At 72.7% G+C, this 17072-nt stretch carries 11 protein-coding genes and 2 pseudogenes; 6 read left to right on the forward strand and 7 right to left on the reverse strand.

Annotated elements, in window-relative coordinates:
- The first annotated feature begins 123 nt into the window (after positions 1-123).
- Together A8W25_RS21985 and A8W25_RS21990 are read left to right on the forward strand one after the other, a co-directional pair.
- Positions 124-3009 (forward strand): M4 family metallopeptidase, encoded by a 2886-nt coding sequence (locus A8W25_RS21985; RefSeq protein ID WP_067163892.1) that lies wholly within the window; start codon positions 124-126, stop codon positions 3007-3009.
- 149 nt (positions 3010-3158) lie between these two features.
- On the forward strand, positions 3159-3635 hold the full coding sequence (locus tag A8W25_RS21990) for a MarR family winged helix-turn-helix transcriptional regulator (RefSeq protein ID WP_067163894.1): 477 nt from the start codon (positions 3159-3161) through the stop codon (positions 3633-3635).
- A gap of 5 nt (positions 3636-3640) precedes the next feature.
- On the opposite strand, the gene A8W25_RS21995 is transcribed toward A8W25_RS21990, so the two are convergent.
- Positions 3641-4426, reverse strand: a complete 786-nt coding sequence (locus A8W25_RS21995) for a hypothetical protein (RefSeq protein WP_067163895.1) — start codon at positions 4424-4426, stop codon at positions 3641-3643.
- Positions 4427-4898: 472 nt separating this feature from the next.
- Here A8W25_RS21995 and A8W25_RS32745 point away from each other — a divergent pair.
- A pseudogene (locus A8W25_RS32745) lies at positions 4899-6803 on the forward strand (nitrate- and nitrite sensing domain-containing protein); the annotation flags it as partial.
- Positions 6804-8051: 1248 nt separating this feature from the next.
- Here the strand turns inward: A8W25_RS32745 and A8W25_RS35080 are convergent.
- The 3 genes and pseudogenes from A8W25_RS35080 to A8W25_RS22005 form a co-directional block, all read right to left on the reverse strand.
- Positions 8052-8321 carry a hypothetical protein gene (locus A8W25_RS35080; protein ID WP_079126241.1) on the reverse strand — a complete coding sequence of 90 codons (270 nt, stop codon included), beginning with the start codon at positions 8319-8321 and terminating at the stop codon, positions 8052-8054.
- A gap of 39 nt (positions 8322-8360) precedes the next feature.
- A complete protein-coding gene (locus A8W25_RS32760) occupies positions 8361-9086 on the reverse strand; it encodes a TetR/AcrR family transcriptional regulator (RefSeq protein ID WP_079126242.1) in 726 nt (241 codons plus the stop codon).
- A gap of 81 nt (positions 9087-9167) precedes the next feature.
- Positions 9168-10189 (reverse strand): annotated as a pseudogene (locus A8W25_RS22005) (AurF N-oxygenase family protein).
- Positions 10190-10381: 192 nt separating this feature from the next.
- On the opposite strand from A8W25_RS22005, the gene A8W25_RS22010 reads away from it, so the two are divergent.
- On the forward strand, positions 10382-11488 hold the full coding sequence (locus A8W25_RS22010; protein WP_067163899.1) for a ferritin-like domain-containing protein: 1107 nt from the start codon (positions 10382-10384) through the stop codon (positions 11486-11488).
- Between the two features lie 34 nt (positions 11489-11522).
- Here A8W25_RS22010 and A8W25_RS22015 read toward each other — a convergent pair whose 3' ends face one another.
- Together A8W25_RS22015 and A8W25_RS22020 are read right to left on the reverse strand one after the other, a co-directional pair.
- Positions 11523-12974 carry a penicillin-binding transpeptidase domain-containing protein gene (locus A8W25_RS22015; RefSeq protein WP_067163901.1) on the reverse strand — a complete coding sequence of 484 codons (1452 nt, stop codon included), beginning with the start codon at positions 12972-12974 and terminating at the stop codon, positions 11523-11525.
- Positions 12971-14350, reverse strand: coding sequence for an FtsW/RodA/SpoVE family cell cycle protein (locus tag A8W25_RS22020; protein ID WP_067163902.1), 1380 nt, complete (start codon positions 14348-14350; stop codon positions 12971-12973). Before A8W25_RS22020 ends, A8W25_RS22015 begins: the two co-directional genes overlap by 4 nt.
- Positions 14351-14447: 97 nt before the next feature.
- On the opposite strand from A8W25_RS22020, the gene A8W25_RS22025 reads away from it, so the two are divergent.
- Positions 14448-14870: a DUF6325 family protein gene (locus A8W25_RS22025; RefSeq protein ID WP_067163904.1), complete on the forward strand. Its 423-nt coding sequence runs from the start codon at positions 14448-14450 to the stop codon at positions 14868-14870.
- 134 nt (positions 14871-15004) lie between these two features.
- On the opposite strand, the gene ligD is transcribed toward A8W25_RS22025, so the two are convergent.
- Positions 15005-15889 (reverse strand): non-homologous end-joining DNA ligase, encoded by an 885-nt coding sequence (gene ligD, locus A8W25_RS22030; RefSeq protein WP_067163905.1) that lies wholly within the window; start codon positions 15887-15889, stop codon positions 15005-15007.
- A 40-nt stretch (positions 15890-15929) separates the two neighbouring features.
- On the opposite strand from ligD, the gene A8W25_RS22035 reads away from it, so the two are divergent.
- Entirely contained in the window at positions 15930-16997 is a 1068-nt protein-coding gene (locus A8W25_RS22035) for a Ku protein (protein ID WP_067163907.1), read from the forward strand.
- The last annotated feature ends 75 nt before the right edge of the window (positions 16998-17072 follow it).

Here is a 17072-nt window from a genome sequence, read left to right on the forward strand (position 1 = left end):
GGAGTTCAGGCCCCACAGGCTTGCATGGTCATGACCAGTCGGCGCCCACCGGCGCCACCGGCCTCCCGCGCGGCCGACGCCGTCCGCGGGAGGCATCTCGCATCGGCCCGTGGAGGAAAGACCTTGCACAAGCCCAGAGCAGGCAGAGCCGGAGCAGGCAGCACCCGGGGGACGGCCGGCTTACCGGCCCGGGGCGCGGGAGTCGCCGCGCTCCTCGGCGCGGCGGCCCTCCTCGCCACCGCGGTACCGGCGGCCCACGCCGCGCCCCCGGCGCAGGCGCCGGCCGCCGATGTCGTCCCCGGCACCGGCACCGAGACGCCCGCCCTCGTGGACGGCCTCCACGAGAGCGCCGACGCCAAGGCGGCACCCGCCGACGCGGCCCGCGGCCACCTCGCCGCCAAGGAGGGGCGCTACCGGATAGCCGACCCCGGCCGCGACCTCACCCCCGTACAGACCCTGAAGCAGGGCGAGGACGAGACCGTTCGGCTCCAGCAGAAGCACCACGGCGTCGAGGTGCTCGGCGGCCAGTACGTGGTGCGGATGGAGAAGAAGGACGGCAAACGCGTCGTCACCGGCACCTCCGGCAAGTACTTCACCGGTCTGACCGCCACCACCCGGGCCACGGTCGCCGAGGACGTCGCCGTGCGCCGGGCCGTCTCCTCGGTCGCCGCCCGTCTCGGCGGCGCCACCCTCGGCAAGAAGGACATCCAGCCTTCCGAGGGCGCGAAGACCAAGGCCGCCGCCGCGCTCACCGGGCGGGCGGGCGGCCTGGTCGTCATCCCCAAGGGCCCCGGCGTCCTCACCTACCGCGTCACCGTGCGCGGCACCGACACCGCCACCGGCCGCCCGGTCCTCCAGGACGTGTACGTCGACGCCCGCGCGGGATTCCCGGTGCTCCAGTACAGCCTGATCAAGACGGTCACCGCGGACCGGCCCGCGGCCTCGACGGGGAAGACGTCCCCGACGGGGAAGGCCGCCGCACCGAAGGCCCGGCAGGCACCCGCCGCCAAGGGCGACCCCGGTACCAGCGGCACCGGCGTCAAGTACAACGGCGACCAGGTCCCGCTGGACATCTACTTCGACGACGCGGCCAAGCAGTACAGCCTCGTCGACTACGCGCGCATGGCGTCCACCAGCAAGAACACCCTGCACACCTGGGACGCGCGCGCGGTCGACGTCGAGGACGCCTCGGGCCGCTGGCCGGACGGGCTCAAGGAGTTCGCCAACCCGGCCCCCGACTACAGCGGCGACGCCACCGAGGCGGGCGCGGTCGACGCCCACTGGGCGGCCGGGCAGGTCTACGACTACTACAAGAACGTGCACGGCCGCGACAGCCTGGACGGGCGCGGCATGGCCATCAACTCGCTGGTCGGCGTGACGTACGCGGGCGGCCCGTTCGTCAACGCCTTCTGGGACGGCCAGAAGATGGTGTACGGCGCGGGCGACGACCAGTACAAGACACTCTCCGCCGACCTCGACGTCGTCGGCCACGAGATGACCCACGGGGTGGTCGAGAACACCGCGAACCTCGTCTACGCGGGCCAGTCCGGCGCCCTCAACGAGGCGCTGGCGGACTACTTCGGCAACGCCATCGACGTCACCGCGAGCGGCACGAAGATGGACGCCCCGGACTCCGGGCTCCTCGGCGAGGACCTGTGCCGCACCGCCAAGCCCCGCGCGTGCGCCTTCCGCGACCTCAACGACGGCCGCACCACGTCCAAGGACTACCTCGGCGTCACCTTCTCCACCGACAACGGCGGTGTCCACCTCAACTCGACGATCTTCTCCGGCGCGCTGTGGGACATCCGCCAGGACCTCGACCCGAAGGACCCCTTCCTCGCGGACCGGCTGGTCTACAAGGCGCTCTCCACGTACATGACCCCGCTGGACGGCTACACCGAGGCCCGTAACGCGGTGGTCGCGGCAGCCAAGGAGATGGGGCTCTCCGCCAGACAGCAGAACGTGGTCAAGCGGTCGTTCAACGCCCACGGCATCGTGCCCGGCTGGGAGAACGCCATCGGCGTCGACTCCGACCGCCTCTTCGGCAAGCTCAACATCGCCGGTACGGGCACGGCCGCGGGCGGCGGCTGGTGGGCGACGTCGAAGTCCAACGACGACGGCAGCGAGGCCTACTCGGTCTACGCCGGACGGGTCGACGGCACGGGCGCGCCCAAGCTGATCAGCCCCAACGACGGGCGCTACCACGTGTATCCGGCCACCGACGGCAGGACGGCGGTGTGGGCCGCGTTCGGCACGTCCAGCGTCGACATCCTCTCCCGGCCGCTCGCGGGCGGCCCGATCAAGACGCTGTACAGCTCGACCACGAACGTCCAGAACCTGCGCGTCGAGAACGGCACGGTGGTCTTCGAGTCCTCCGACCCGTTCGGCGGACGGCATGTCGGCTTCCTCAAGCCCGGCGACCGCGAGCCCACCTGGGTGGACGGCGGCCGGTACGAGCTCGGCACCGCGCTGCCCTCGCTGAAGAACGGGAAGATCGCGTACGCCAAGCTCTACCCGGGCGAGAGCGACTACAAGCTCGGTGTCGAGACGTACGACCTCGCCACCGGCAAGGCCGGGCTCACCCAGCAGCTCGGCGAGCCGCAGGGGATCGGCCAGACCGGCATCACCGGCAAGAACGTGTTCTGGCTGGCCGACGAGAACCTCGCCGACCAGGGGCAGCTGGCGGTGCGCCGCTCCACCCTGGAGGGCACCGGCACGGTGGACATCAGCGCCGAGTCCGGACCCGGCGCGCTGATCGCGTTCGACCTGACGGCGTCGGACGACGCGGTCACCGTGAACACCCTGCTGCCGGACACCCAGTACCGCAATGAGACCCTGCCCAAGCTGTGGCAGCTCAGCGCCGACGGCACGCGCAAGGAGCGCCTCTCCTGCAACCGCGGCGAACAGCTGTACCCGTCCGCCGCGGGCGGCCGCCAGGTCGTGTGGCTGGACGGCACCACCGGCTGGACGGACCTGGTCACCCGGGAACGGCCGGCCGGCACCTGCTGAACGCTCCCCCGAGTTCTCGACTCCGCTCGAACAGGGGGGACCCCCACCCCGCGTGACGCGTGATTGAGCCAAAGGGCCCCCGGTGTCCGGCACCGGGGGCCCCTGTCCACAGGGGACTGGGAAATACTGTCCCGTCTAGGCAGCGTGGGATGGGAGCTGATGTGCACGGTCCGGACCAGGAGTTTCTCGCACTCGAACGCGAGCTGGCGGTGTTCCTGCGGCGTGCCCGGGCATCCTCCGGCGAGATGGCCCGCGCGGTCCATCCCGAGCTGGAGGCCGCGGCCTACGGGCTCTTCGTACGCCTGGAGGAGGGCGGCCCGCAGCGGGCCACCGAGCTCGCCGCGTACTTCGGCGTGGGCAAGGCGACCATGAGCCGCCAGCTGCGCGCCCTGGAGGACCTGGGCCTGGTGGCGCGCGAGCCCGACCCGGCCGACGGGCGCGCCTCGCTGGTGCGCCTCACCGAGGAGGGCCTGGAGCGCTTCCGCCGGGTCCGCGACGCCCGCCGGGCCCAGTACGTCACCAAGCTGGCCGACTGGGACCGCAGGGAGATCGCGGAGCTGGCGAGGCTGCTGCACCAGCTGAACGCGAGGGCGGACATGCAGGAGCCGGGGGCGGCGCGGCCGTAGCGGAGCTACAGCTCCACGTACACCGCCGTCGCGTCGTCGTGGGTCTTGCCGCGCCGCAGATACGTGCGGTCGGTGTCGGCGAGCTCCAGCTCCCGCACCCGGTCGATCAGGCCCTGCGGGCCCGTCTTGGCCAGCAGCGCCAGACACCCCGCCCAGTCGCCCTCGCGGAACGTCTCCACCCAGCGGCTCGCCCCGTCGCTGAGCGCGGCGAGCGCCCGTACGTCCCCCGCGGGGGTACGTCCGGTGACCGCGCGCCCGGCCACCGACGGGTCGGCGGCGGCGGTGAAGAAGCCGCCCTCCTTGTTGCGGGCGACCGCGTCGGCGACCTCGTCCGAGACGAGCCGGTCGCTCGGGAGGCGGTCGAGCCGGTCGTCCAGGACCGCCCGGACCACGCCCTCGGGGGACTCCAGGAGCAGGGCGGAGTCGGAGAGCACCAGATGCTCCACGGCCTCCTCGTCCCAACGCGCCAGGACCACGGTCGCCTGTGGCGTACGGGGGTGAGAAAGGTCACAGGTGTCGCGGTGGGCGTCGGCGGTGCGCCTGATGGACTCGGCGAGGATCTCGGTCAGCGGTATGTCGCGCCGCGAACCGGACAGTTCGGTCAGGGCGCCGCCGAGCCGCGCGGTGTACCAGGGCACGTCGTGCACACAGTCGCCGTTGCCCGGTGGCGGGGTCACCCCGTCGAGCACCACGAGGACCCCGCCCCGTCCGGCGGCGGGCAGCGCGGTGGCGGCCCAGTCCTCGTTGGGGCGTGCGGGGTCACCGGGGGCCGTGGCCAGTTCGATGCGCATGGAGCCAGTCTGCATGACGCCTTCACCCGGCCTCCATGGCGGCCAATTGGCCTGGACCACTGGACCGGAACGCGCCCTGTGGCCCTGGAAGGCGGCCCTCCGGGAAGCTGTGGGCGGGCATCCTGCCAAAGCCCGCGCGGAAGTTCCAACCGGCCTTCCAGACGAGCGGTGGCGGCCATTCCGCGGGAGTTGATGGCCAACTCCCGAGTGTTGTTCACTCGTTCGGGTGGCGGAGTGGATGTTGCATGCCTCCCTCCCAAAACCACTGGAATGGTCGGGAGCCGTGCAGGGGTGGGAACGCGTCGCACACGGCGCAAGAGACGCATGACCGGTCGTCACCTCGGCTTCATGGGTGGACGAGTCAAGATTGAGAGCACCGGTGCAGAACAAGCGGCCTCGGGGCAAGGACGGCGAGACCGTCAAGGGCGCCGCGCACGCCATCACGGAACCAGCCGCCGCACGCACCGTGCGCGTGAGGACCCGGCTGGTCACCTCGGTCGCCCTGGTCTCGCTCACCGTCCTGGGCGCGGGCGCCCCCACGCTGCTCACCGCCTCCTCGGACCTCAACGAGTCCCAGCGCCTGGTCACCCTGGCCGAGCTGAACCAGCAGGCCGTCACCCTGGCCCACGCCCTCGCCGATGAACGCGACGACGTCACCGCGTACATCGCGGGCGGCCGCGACCCGCGCAAGGACGCCGCCCTCAAGGACCGCGCCACCCGCGTCGACCGGCGCATCGACGAGATCCGCGCCACCGCCCCCGCCGCCCTCGGCCGCGACCTGGCCACCGTGCCCTCGCTGCGCCGCACCGCCCTGACCGGCAAGGGCACCGCCCTGGAGGCGCACCGCACCTACTCGGACGTCATCGCCAAGCTGCTCGGCCTCGCCGACGAACTGGCCGGCAGGACGCCTCCGCGCGCCGCCGAGGCCACCCGCGCCCCGGCCGAGCTCGGCCGCGCCGTCGAGCAGGCCTCCGCCGCCCGTGGCCTGCTGGTCGCCGCGCTCTCCGTGCCGCAGAAGCCCGGAATCACGGTCTACGACCCGGTCACCGGGCGGTATGTACAGAAGGACGCGAGCGACGGCGAAGAGGGGCGCACCCGGGACGCGTTGAGCGCCGCCGGGCAGCAGGCGCGGGTGCGCGAGCAGTCCGCGCTCGCCGACTTCGACCAGGCCGCCTCCGCCACCGCGCGCGAGAAGCTCTCCACCACGGTCACCGGCCCGGACGTGGACGCCGCCGAGCGCTATCTCGCCCGCCTCACCGACCAGCCCCAACTGAGCTCCTCCGACCGCAAGTTGGGCGCCGACAAGGTCGCCGCCGCGCTCACCGCGCGGATCGACCGGATGCGCGGCACCGAGTCGGCGCTCGCCACCGCCGAGGTGAAGCGGTTCGAGGCGCTGCGCGACGACGACGTCACCGGCCTCGAACTGCGCGTCGCGCTGGTCGGCGCGCTGCTGCTGCTCGCCGTCGGCGTCTCCTCCGCCGGCGCGCGCAGCCTCACCCGGCCGCTCGCCGTGCTGCGGCGCGGCGCGGCCCGGCTCGCGGCCGCCCCCGAGAGCGAGGAGCCGGTCCGCTTCACCGGCCGCAACGACGAGTTCGCCCAGGTCGTACGGTCCCTCAACACGCTCCACGACCGGCTGCGCGACCACGCGGGCCGCGCCGACACCCTCGGCGCCCAACTGGACGAGGCCCGCGAGGGGCAGACCGCACTCGCCGCCGAGAACGCCGAACTGGCCGACTCCGTACGGGAGTTGACCGCGCAGCTGGAGCGGGCGCGCGGCACCGTCCAGCACACCTTCGTCAACCTCGGGCTGCGCAGCCTCGGCCTGGTCGAGCGCCAGCTCGGCATCATCGAGGGCCTGGAGGAGCGCGAGCAGGACCCGGACCAGCTCGCCACGCTCTTCAAGCTCGACCACATGGCCACGGTCATCCGCCGCCACGGCGAGAACCTGCTGGTCCTCGCGGGCGCCGAACACCACCACAACCACCCCGGCCCGGTCCCGCTCGTCGATGTGCTGCGGGCCGCCGTCAGCGAGATCGAGCGGTACGAGCGGGTCGTCATCCAGGCGCTGCCGCCGCACGCCCAGGTGGCCGGGTTCGCCGCCGACGACCTCAGCCACCTGGTCGCCGAGCTCCTGGAGAACGCCACCTCGTTCTCCCCGCCGGACGCCCAGGTCCAGCTCTCCGGCTGGCAGCTGGAGAGCGGCGAGGTCATGCTCTCGGTCCAGGACGAGGGCATCGGCGTCGGTCCGGCCCGCCGCACCGAGCTCAACATGCGCCTGGCGGACCCCTCCACGTACGAGCCGGGGGAGCCCGGCACCGAGACCGGGGGGCTCGGGCTGCACGTCGCCGCGCTGCTCGCCCGGCGCCACGGGGTGCGGATCGAGCTGCGCGAGCAGAAGCAGGGCGGGCTCGCGGCCGTGGTCGTACTGCCCGAGGCGATCCTGCCGAAGACGCCCCCGGCCGCGCCGCCGCACGTGGCGCCGGTGCAGGGCGACGCGCCGCGCTTCACCCTGCCGGGCGCGCTGGCGGAGGCCAACTCCAACATGCTGCCCGAACGGGCGGAGCGCACGGCGGAGATCCCGGTCCAGACGCCCGTTGGCGCTCGGCACGGGCGGCGGCGGTGCGGCGGCGGGCTCCGGCACCCGGTCGGCGACCGCCGCACCGGGCAACTCCTGGGCCCGCACGGCCCGTTCGGCGATCGCGGCCGTCACCCGCGACGGCAGCCACCCCGCCCCGGGCGCCGGGGCCGTCCCACCGGGGACCAGCTCGGCGGCCACCTCGGCCGGTGCCGGACGCGCCCCCGGCGACTTGGCCAGACAGCGGCCGAGCAGGGGGCGCAGGGCGGCCGGGACCGGGGTGAGGTCGGGGACCGAGTGCGCGATGCGGTGCGCGGCCGCGTCGGCCGGGCCGGAGTCGAACGGTCCCGCGCCCCCGGCCGCGTACGCGAGGAGCATGCCCAGCATGAAGACGTCGGCGGCGGGTCCGGGCTGCTCCCCGGCGACCTGCTCCGGTGTCAGATAGCCGACGGTGACGCCGAGGCGGCCGCCCTCCCCGGCGCTCGCCGCGCTGGCGCCGCCGAGCACGCCGAAGGCGGTGACCAGCGGTCCGTCCGCGGTGAGCAGCACGACGTCGGGGCCCAGGCCCTGGAAGGCCTCGCCGGTCACCGCGTGCGCCCGCTCCAGGGTGGCGGCCAGCGCCGCTCCCAGGGTGCGCACGGCGGGCTCGGGCAGCGGTCCGGCGAGCGCCACCGCCTCGGCGAGGGTGAGCGCGGCCGTGAACGGGGTGGCCAGCCAGGGCAGCCACTCCTCGGGGCCGGTGGCGAGGACCGGCGGCACCCAGGGCCCGGCGAGCCGCTCGGCGGCCCGCGCCTCGGCGCGGAAGCGGCTGCGGAAGGCGGGCAGCGCGGCCAGGTCCGGGCGGGCGGCGGTGACGCAGACCCCGCGCCCGTCCGCCCCGTGGGCGAGATAGACCCGGGCGGTGCCGGTCTCGCGCAGCCTGGCCCGCATCCGGTACGGACCCAGCTCGCGCGGTTCCTCGGCGGTCAGCGCCTCCATGGTTCAACTCCCCCTGCGGCACGGCGTGGACCAGCGAGCTTATCGCGCCCCGCGGACACCGTGAGCGCGCACCTATGCCCGGGGCCTCGGCTTGCTCCAGGGCCAGCGGCGCGGCTCGCGCCCCTCGGGGACGTAGGTGTACTTCCAGCCGCGCGGCAGCCCGAGCCGCTTGGTGTGGCTCGCGGGTTCGAGGCGGTACGCGTGGACGGTCGCGGGACCGCCGTCGGCGTCCGGGACGGGGACCTCGTACCACTGGGGCGGCTTGCCGGTGGGGCCGACCAGGACGGGCAGGACGCGCCCGTCCAGGGGGCCGCCCACAAAGAGGGTGTTCTCGCTCTGCACGCCTCAAGTGTCACACCGGTGCGGTCCGCACCGCGCGCGTCACAGCAGATGGGCGGCTTCGGAGAGGACCGGGATCACCCGGCGGGCGAGGATTCCGGCGGGGCCGTCGCCCGACTCCAGGGCCAGCGCGGCCCGGACCACGGCGGCCGCCTGCGGGTCGGTGGCGGCGGTCGCGGTGAGCAGGGCCACCAGATGGTCGACCAGCCAGTCGCGCAGCTCGGGCAGCGGCGGCTGCTTCTCCTCGTCGAGCCAGATCAGCGAGGCGGCCTCGACGGCCGCGATCCAGGTGCGGACCATCATCCGCAGCCGTGCACCCGGGTTCTGCACCCCCAGGTGGAGGAGGATCTGCTCGGCGGCGGCCCGGCGCACCTCGTCGACTATCGCGGTGGTCCGCGAGGTCTCGGCGACGCTGCCGCCCTGGAGCAGCGCGGAGAACCCGGCGTCGTGCTCGTCCACGAAGGCGAGATAACGGTCCAGGGCGTGGGTCAGCCGCTGGGTGAGCGGGCCGCTCTGGGCCTGGGCGAAGCAGAGTTCGAGCTCGTCGGCGGCCGAGCGCAGCGCCGCCTCGTACAGCTGCTGCTTGCCACCGGGGAAGTAGCGGTAGACCAGCGGGCGCGAGACACCGGCGGCCTCGGCGACGTCGTCGAGCGAGACGTCCTCGGGCGCCCGGTGCGCGAAGAGCGACAGCGCGGCGTCGAGGAGCTGGGTGCGGCGCTCCTCGACGCTGAGCCTGCGGTACGCGGGGGTGGCGGCCGGTGAGGTCATACGGGCAGCGTAATCCCCGGACGGGTGCATGAGGCGGGTGCGCGCGTGCGGTTGGCCTGGAGTGAAGGGCATGGGAGGCGCTCAGGCCAGGAGTCCCGAGCTCACCCACAGCCGGCGGCCGACCCCGCGCAGGACGCCTATGTCGTCGAGGAAGTCGGTGAGCCGCTTGGCGCCGTTCTGCATGACCTCGCGCCGGTGGCCGCTGGCCTTCACCTGGGCGACGGCCTCGCGGCGGTCCAGGCCCACGTTCTCGTACACCTGCGGGTTGACGAAGCAGGTGGAGAAGACCCGGGCCGCCTCGCCGCAGCTGACCCGGGTCAGCTCCCGCTCCCAGGCGGGCGCGGTGACCATCTGGCGCCGCAACTCCTCGCGGGCGTACCGGACATGACGGGCTTCCTCGACCACGTGGATACGGGTGACCCCGCGCATCAGGCTCTGACCATCTGGCGCCGCAACTCCTCGCGGGCGTACCGGACATGACGGGCTTCCTCGACCACGTGGATACGGGTGACCCCGCGCATCAGGCTCTGCACCCGCTCGTCCGGGAAGGTCAGCCGCTGCATCCAGTCCAGGATCTCCTCGCCGAGCAGGGTGGCGGCGAAGGAGCCCGGCGTGGTGGAGACGGTCTTCAGGACACGCGCCAGGTTGTGGTAGAGCCGGGGGACCGGGTAGGTGGGCGATCCGCCCTTCTTGATCACGCGGGCGAACATCATCGAGTGGCGGCACTCGTCGGCGATCTCGGTGAGCGCGTAGCGGACGTGGTTGCTGGTCACCGGCTTGTCGTAGATGTGCCGCACCAGCAGCTGCATCAGGATGATCTCGAACCAGATGCCGAGCGAGCCGAGCGAGGCGGCCTCGTGGCGGGAGAGCTCCAGACGCTGGTCCTCGGACATCCTGCGCCACATCGGGGTGTCGTAGAGCGAGAGCAGCTCCGGGGGCCAGAACCACTTGCCGTCCTCGAACGGCGCGTCCCAGTCCAGTTCCTTGTCGGGGTCGAAGGAGTGCTTGGCGGACGAGGCGAGGAGCCGCTCGGCGACCTCCTCGCGGTCCCGGAGCAGTCCGAGCGCGTCGCGGAGCACTTCGCTGTCGGTCACGGTCGTCATGGCTGGGGCACCTCGGTGAGTCGGCCTCGAAAGGGGGTTACCGGCGGTCAACTCTTATGAGACTGCTTGTCAGCAAGCTCGTCAATCCCTTGGGCCCGACTTGTTGACCCGGCGTCTACCAACGTGTGAGCCTGCCAAGGAACCCGCGTGTAACGGTCAGTCAGGGAATTCCGCGACGCGAAGGAGCCGCACGTGTCGACGCACGACCTGTATGTGAACGGCCCGCAGGACCCCCTCTGGGAAGTCCCCGCCTCGGGCGCGGCCCGCTTCAGCTGGGACTACGACGACGGTCGCGAACGCCTCCTGGCCCTGTACCAGAAGGGCAAGGACAAGCAGTGGGACGGCGCCAAACGCATCGACTGGCACCAAGAGGTCGATCCGTACGACCCGCTGGGCACCCCCGACGAGGCGATGACCCTCTACGGCACGCGCTACTGGTCCAAGATGACGGACAAGGACAAGGGCGAGCTGCGCAAGCACTACACCGCCTGGCAGTTCAGCCAGTTCCTGCACGGCGAGCAGGGCGCGATGGTGTGCGCGGCGCGGATCGTGGAGTCGGTGCCGGACCTGGACGCCAAGTTCTACTCGGCCACCCAGACCATGGACGAGGCCCGGCACGCCGAGATCTACGGCCGGTTCCTGCACGAGAAGGTCGGGATGCTCTACCCGGTCAACGACAACCTCCGGGGACTGCTCGGCGACACCCTGCGCGACTCGCGCTGGGACATGCCCTACCTCGGGATGCAGGTCCTGATCGAGGGGCTGGCGCTGGCCGCGTTCGGCATGCTCCGCGACACCACCGACAAGCCGCTGCCGAAGCAGATCCTGGCGTATGTGATGCAGGACGAGGCCCGGCACGTGGCCTTCGGACGGATGGCCCTGCGCGACTACTACAGGCAGCTCAGCGACGCTGAGCTGCGCGAGCGCGAGGAGTTCGTGATCGAGGGCTGCTACCTCATGCGCGACCGGCTGCGCGGGGTCGAGGTCCTGGAGAACTTCGGCATCCCCAAGGCCGAGGCCGAGCAGTTCTCGGAGCAGAACGAGTTCCTGCACCTGTTCCGCAAGCTCCTGTTCAGCCGCATCGTCCCCTGCGTCAAGGACATCGGCCTGTGGGGCAAGCGCCTCCAGCAGGCGTACGTGGACATGGGCGTCCTGGAACTGGGCGACTCCAACCTCGACCTGCTGATGGCCGAGGACGAGGAGATCGCCGAGCGGCTCGACGCCGAGCGGTTCGCCCAGGAGGAGACGGCGCGGGTCGCGGAGGTCGAGGAGGCGATCGCGGAGGGCGCGACGGGCTGACCGGAGTCCCGCCGGGAGGCAGAGGCGGCGGCGCTCACCCGGCCAGCGCCGCCTCCATCACCGCCTTGGCGATCGGGGCCGCGTCGCCGCCGCCGCTGATGTCCGCCCGGTTGGCCTCCGCGTCCTCCACGACCACCGCCACCGCCACCGCCGGCTGGCCCGCGTCGGCGGCCTGCGCCCAGGAGATGAACCAGGCGTACGGGTGGCCCCGGTTGCCCACGCCGTTCTGCGCGGTGCCGGTCTTGCCGCCCACCTTCGCCCCGGGAATGGCCGCGTTGGTGCCGGTGCCCTTCTCCACCACGTCCACCATCAGCTGCTGGAGCCGCATCGCGGTCGCCGGGTTCATCGCCTGGTGGTAGGCGCGGGGGCCGTTCTGGGCGACCGTGGTGCCGCGCGCGGTGGTCGTCCGCTCCACCAGGTACGGATGTCTGAGCTCCCCGCCGTTGGCCACCGCCGCCGCGACCATCGCCATCTGCAAGGGGGTCGCCGTGGTGTCGAACTGGCCGATGGAGGAGAGCGCCAGCTGGTCCGGGCCCATCTTCTTGTCGAAGTTGGACTTGGCCACCGCCGACGGGATCCGCAGCCGGGTGTCGTTGAAGCCGAACCGCCCCACCGCCTCCAGCATCCCGGCGAGCCCCACCTTCACCCCCAGGTGCGCCATCACCGTGTTGCAGGAGACCAGCACGGCGTACGCCAGCGAGGCCTTGCCGCAGCCGTCCGCCTCGTTGGGCAGGGTGGTGCTGGTGCCGGGCAGCACATACGGGTCGGGCGTGGTCGTCGGCGCGTCCACATCGGTGACGGCGCCCGCGTCGAGCGCGGCCGCCGCCGTCACGATCTTGAAGGCGGAACCCGGCGGATAGGTCTGCCGGATCGCCCGGTTGAGCATCGGCCGGCCGGGGTCCGCGTTCAGCGCGGCCCAGGCGCCCTTGACCGCCCGCCCGGTCCCCGACAGCCGCCCCGGGTCGTACGAGGGGCTGCTGACCAGCGCGAGGATGCGGCCGCTCGCCGGCTCCACGGCCGCGACCGCGCCCCGCTTGCCGGCCAGGCCCCGGAAGGCGGCCCGCTGCACGGCGGCCCGGATGGTGGTGACCGCGTCGCCGCCCGGCTGCCGTTTGCGGGTGAGGGAGCCCCACAGCGGGGTGAGCAGCGAGGAGGTGCCGGAGAGCACCGGGTCCTCGGCGGCCTCGACGAGCGTCGTGCCGTAGACCTGCGAGGAGTAGCCGGTGACCGGCGCGTACAGCGGTCCGTCGGTGTACGTGCGCTCGTAGCGCAGCGGCTGGCGGGTGTCCTTGGAGCCGGTGACGGAGTCGCCGTCCACCAGGACGTCGCCGCGCGGCTGGCCGTAACGGGCCAGCGTGGTACGGCGGTTGGCCGGGTTCTCGTCGAGCGCGTCGGCCTGGAGCACCTGGATGCGGGCCGCGTTCACCAGGAGCGCCACCAGCAGGAGCAGACAGCAGGCGGCGGCGCGGCGGATGTGGCGGATCATCGGCTTCCCGTCCGGACGGGGGTGATCGTGCCGCTCTCCACGGCCGGGTGCGGGGTGCGCGCGCTGTCGCTGACCCGGATGAGGAGCGCCACGATCACCCAGTTGGTGACGACCGAGGAGCCGCCCTGGGCCAGGAACGGCATGGCCAGGCCGGTGAGCGGGATCAGCCCGGTGACGCCGCCCGCGATCACGAACACTTGGAGGGCGAGGATCGAGGCGAGCCCGACGGCGAGCAGCCGCCCGAACGGGTCGCTCAGGGTGAGCGCGGCGCGGTAGCCCCGGGCGACGAGCAGCGCGTACAGCAGGAAGACGGCGGTCAGCCCGGCCAGGCCCAGCTCCTCGCCCGCCGTCGCCAGGATGAAGTCGGACTTGGCGGCGAACCCGATCAGCACGGAGTGCCCCGCGCCCAGGCCGGTGCCGGACATGCCGCCCGCCGCGAAGGCGAAGAGCGACTGGGCGAGCTGGCCGGGGCCCTGGCCCGCGTCGATGGAGGCGAACGGGTGGAGCCAGTCCTGCACCCGGCTGTGGACGTGCGGTTCGAGCGCGCCGACGGCCGCCGCGCCGACGGCCGCGAGCAGCAGCCCGACCGCGATCCAGCCGGTGCGGCCCGTCGCCACGTACAGCATGATCACGAAGAGGCCGAAGAAGAGCAGCGAGGTGCCGAGGTCGCGCTCCAGGATCAGCACGCCGACGCTGAGCACCCAGATCGCCACGATCGGGCCGAGCACCCGGCCGGTGGGCAGCTGGAGCCGCCAGACGCGGCGGCCGGTGTACGCCAGCGCGTGGCGGTTGGCGGCCAGGTAGCCGGCGAAGAAGACCGCGAACAGGATCTTGGCGAACTCGCCCGGCTGGAAGGAGAGTCCGCCGAGCCGGATCCAGATCTTGGCGCCGTTCACGGCGGGGAACGGGATCGGCACCACCATCAGGACCAGGGCGGAGGCGGCCGAGAGATAGGTGTACCGCATCAGGACGCGGTGGTCGGGCAGGACCAGGACGACCGCGGTGAAGAGCCCGACGCCGATCGTGGACCAGACGAGCTGGGTGGCGGCGGCCGTGCTGTGCGGGGTCTCCAGGTCGAGGCGGTGGATCAGCACCAGGCCCAGCCCGTTGAGCAGCACCGCGATGGGCAGCAGCAGCGGGTCGGCGTGCGGGGCGCGCCGGCGGACCGCGAGATGGGCGAGCAGGGCGAGCAGCCCGAGCCCGGCGCCGTGGCGCGCCGCGTCGGGCGGGACGGCGCCGCTCCTGGCGAGTCCGACGTCCGCGTATCCGTAGACCGAGGCGAGGACGGCGCAGACGAGCAGCGAGAGTTCGACGCCCCGGCGTCTGGCGAGGCGGGGGGCGGGCGGGGGCTCGTCCGCCGCCGTCGGTGCGGTCATAGCGGGCAACGTAGCAAGCGAGGACGCCTATGTCCCCTTATGTCATAGTGTGCCGAGGGGTGGGGAAACTGACGGACCGTCACTGAGGAGTACGGCCATGGGGCCCGTGGAGTTCATCGTCCTCGCCTTCCCCGAGGAGCAGCTTCGGGTGCAGGCCGTCGACTCGCTGGTGGGCGTGCGCAGATCCCGCGCCGTACGGATGGTCGACGCGCTGGTGGTCACCAGGACCGCCGCCGGTGAGGTGCTGGCCGCCGAGCTCGACGCGTTCGAGGAGCTCGCCGGGGTGCTGGTCGGCGAGGGCGTCGAGCGGCTGATCGGGCCGGAGGACGTCAAGGAGGCGGCCGGCCTGCTCGACCTGGGCAGCTGTGCGCTGGTCGTCCTGATCGAGCACTTGTGGGCCGAGGAGGCGGCGAAGGGGGTGCGGGCCGCGGGCGGCCACGTCGCCGGGTCGGTCCGGATCCCGCCGGAGCGCCTGGCGGAGGTCAGGGCGGCCCTGGCCGCGGTACGAGAGGAAGGCTGAGCCATGTTCATCCGGCCCACCCGAGCGGTGGTACGACCCGTGGTGCGCCCGTCCGGCGCCCCGCTGCTGCGCGGGCTCCTGGTGCTCCCGTACCGACTGCGCCAGCGCCACCCGTACCGGCGGCCGCGGCGCGTTCACGGCACCCGCCCCGCCCGGTTCAGGTTGATCAGGGGGCCGAGGAGGTCCCCGTCCGCCGCCAGCCGCGGCTCGATGTCCGCGAGCAGGAAGACCAGGTCCTCCGGGGCGCGGCAGGACTCCACCTCCTGCCACGACACCGGCGCCGACACCGTCGGCCGCTCCCTCGCCCGGAGTGTGTAGGGCGCCGCCGTCGTCTTCGCCGCCGCGTTCTGGCTGTGGTCCACGAACACCTTGCCGGGGCGCAGTGCCTTCGCCATCCGGTGCGTGACCAGCTCGGGGAGCGCCGCCTCGGCCTCCTGGGCGAGGCCCTTGGCGTAGCGGGAGACGTGGTCGGAGGCGGTCGGTTCGAGGGGGACGAGGAGGTGGAGGCCCTTGGAGCCGGAGGTCTTCGCGTACGCGTGCAGGCCGTCCGAAGTCAGGCGCTCGCGCAGCCAGCGGGCCACCGCGCAGCACTCCACCACGGTCGCCGGGGCCCCGGGGTCCAGGTCGAAGACCATGCGGTCGGCCCGCGCGGGCGCGTCCGCCTGCCACTGGGGGGTGTGGAACTCCACCACCAGGTTGGCCGCCCACATCAGGGTCGACAGGTCCGGGACCGTCACCTGGCGCGCGCCGCTGTCCTCGGAGCGCGGGACCGGGGCCGTCTTCACCCAGGAGGGTGTGCCGGGCGGGGGATTCTTGGTGAAGAAGAGCTGGCCCTCGGGGCCGTCCGGGTAGCGCAGGAACGACACCGGCCGGTTGTGCAGATGGGCGAGGAGCGCACCGGCGACCGAGGCGTAGTAGTGCAGCACCTCGCCCTTGGTGGTGCCGGTCGCCGGATACAGCACCTTCTCCAGGCGGGAGAGCGCGATCCGCCGCCCCTCCACCCATGTGATCGGCGTCATACGATGAGAATCCCACTAATCCCGGCAAAGGGGATGAAGAGTGCGATCCATATGGAATGGTGCGATCTCATTTGGGCTGGTCAGTATTCCGATCAAGCTCTTCAACGCCACCGAGAGCCACTCGATCTCGTTCCGGCAGATCCACACCGAGGACGGCGGCCGGGTCCGCTACCGCAAGGTCTGCGACCTGGACGGCGAGGAGCTGGACGCGTCCGAGATCGGCAAGGCGTACGAGGACGCGGACGGGTCGCTGGTCCCGATCAGCGACGACGACCTGGCCGCGCTGCCGCTGCCCACCGCCAAGACCATCGAGATCGTCGCCTTCGTGCCGGCCGACTCCATCGACCCGCTCCAGATCGACACGGCGTACTACCTGAGCGCCAGCGGTGTCCCGGCGGCCAAGCCGTACACCTTGCTCAGAGAGGCGCTCAAGCGGAGCCGGAAGGTGGCCATCGCCAAGTTCGCGCTGCGCGGGCGCGAGCGGCTCGGGATGCTGCGGGTGGTGGACGACGTCATCGCGATGCACGGGCTGCTGTGGCCGGACGAGATCCGCGCCCCCGAGGGCGTCGCCCCGGAGAGCGACGTGAAGGTCCGTGACGCCGAGCTCGATCTGGCGGACGCTCTGATGGACACCCTCGGCGAGGTCGACGTGGAGACGCTGCACGACGACTACCGGGAGGCCGTCGAGGCCCTCATCGCCTCCAAGGCGGGCGGCGCGCTGCCCCCGGCCGAGGCCCCGGAGACCAAGGGCGGCGGCAAGGTCATCGATCTGATGGCCGCCCTGGAGAAGAGCGTGCGCGCGGCCAAGGAGGCGCGCGGCGAGGAGGCGGCGGAGCCGGCCGAGGTCACCGAGCTCAAGCCGCGCAAGACGGCCGCCCGCAAGACGGCCCCGGCGAAGAAGACCGCGAAGGCGGCCACGAAGACGACGGCCGGGACCGCCACGAAGACGACCTCCAAGACCGCCGCCAAGTCGACCTCCAAGGCCGCCGCCAAGAAGTCGGCCGCGTCCCCCAAGTCCTCCGCCGCGGGCGCCAAGAAGTCCACCGCGACGACGGCCAAGAAGGCGGCCGCGAAGAAGACGACTCCCCGCAAGCGCGCGTCGGCCTGATCAACCGGCGTACGCCTACGGGGAGTTCGGGTCCTGCGTCGCAGCGGTCCTGCGTCAGAGCTGTCGTACGGCAGA

This window comes from Streptomyces sp. ERV7 (assembly GCF_001653515.1).
Taxonomy (GTDB): Bacteria; Actinomycetota; Actinomycetes; order Streptomycetales; family Streptomycetaceae; genus Streptomyces.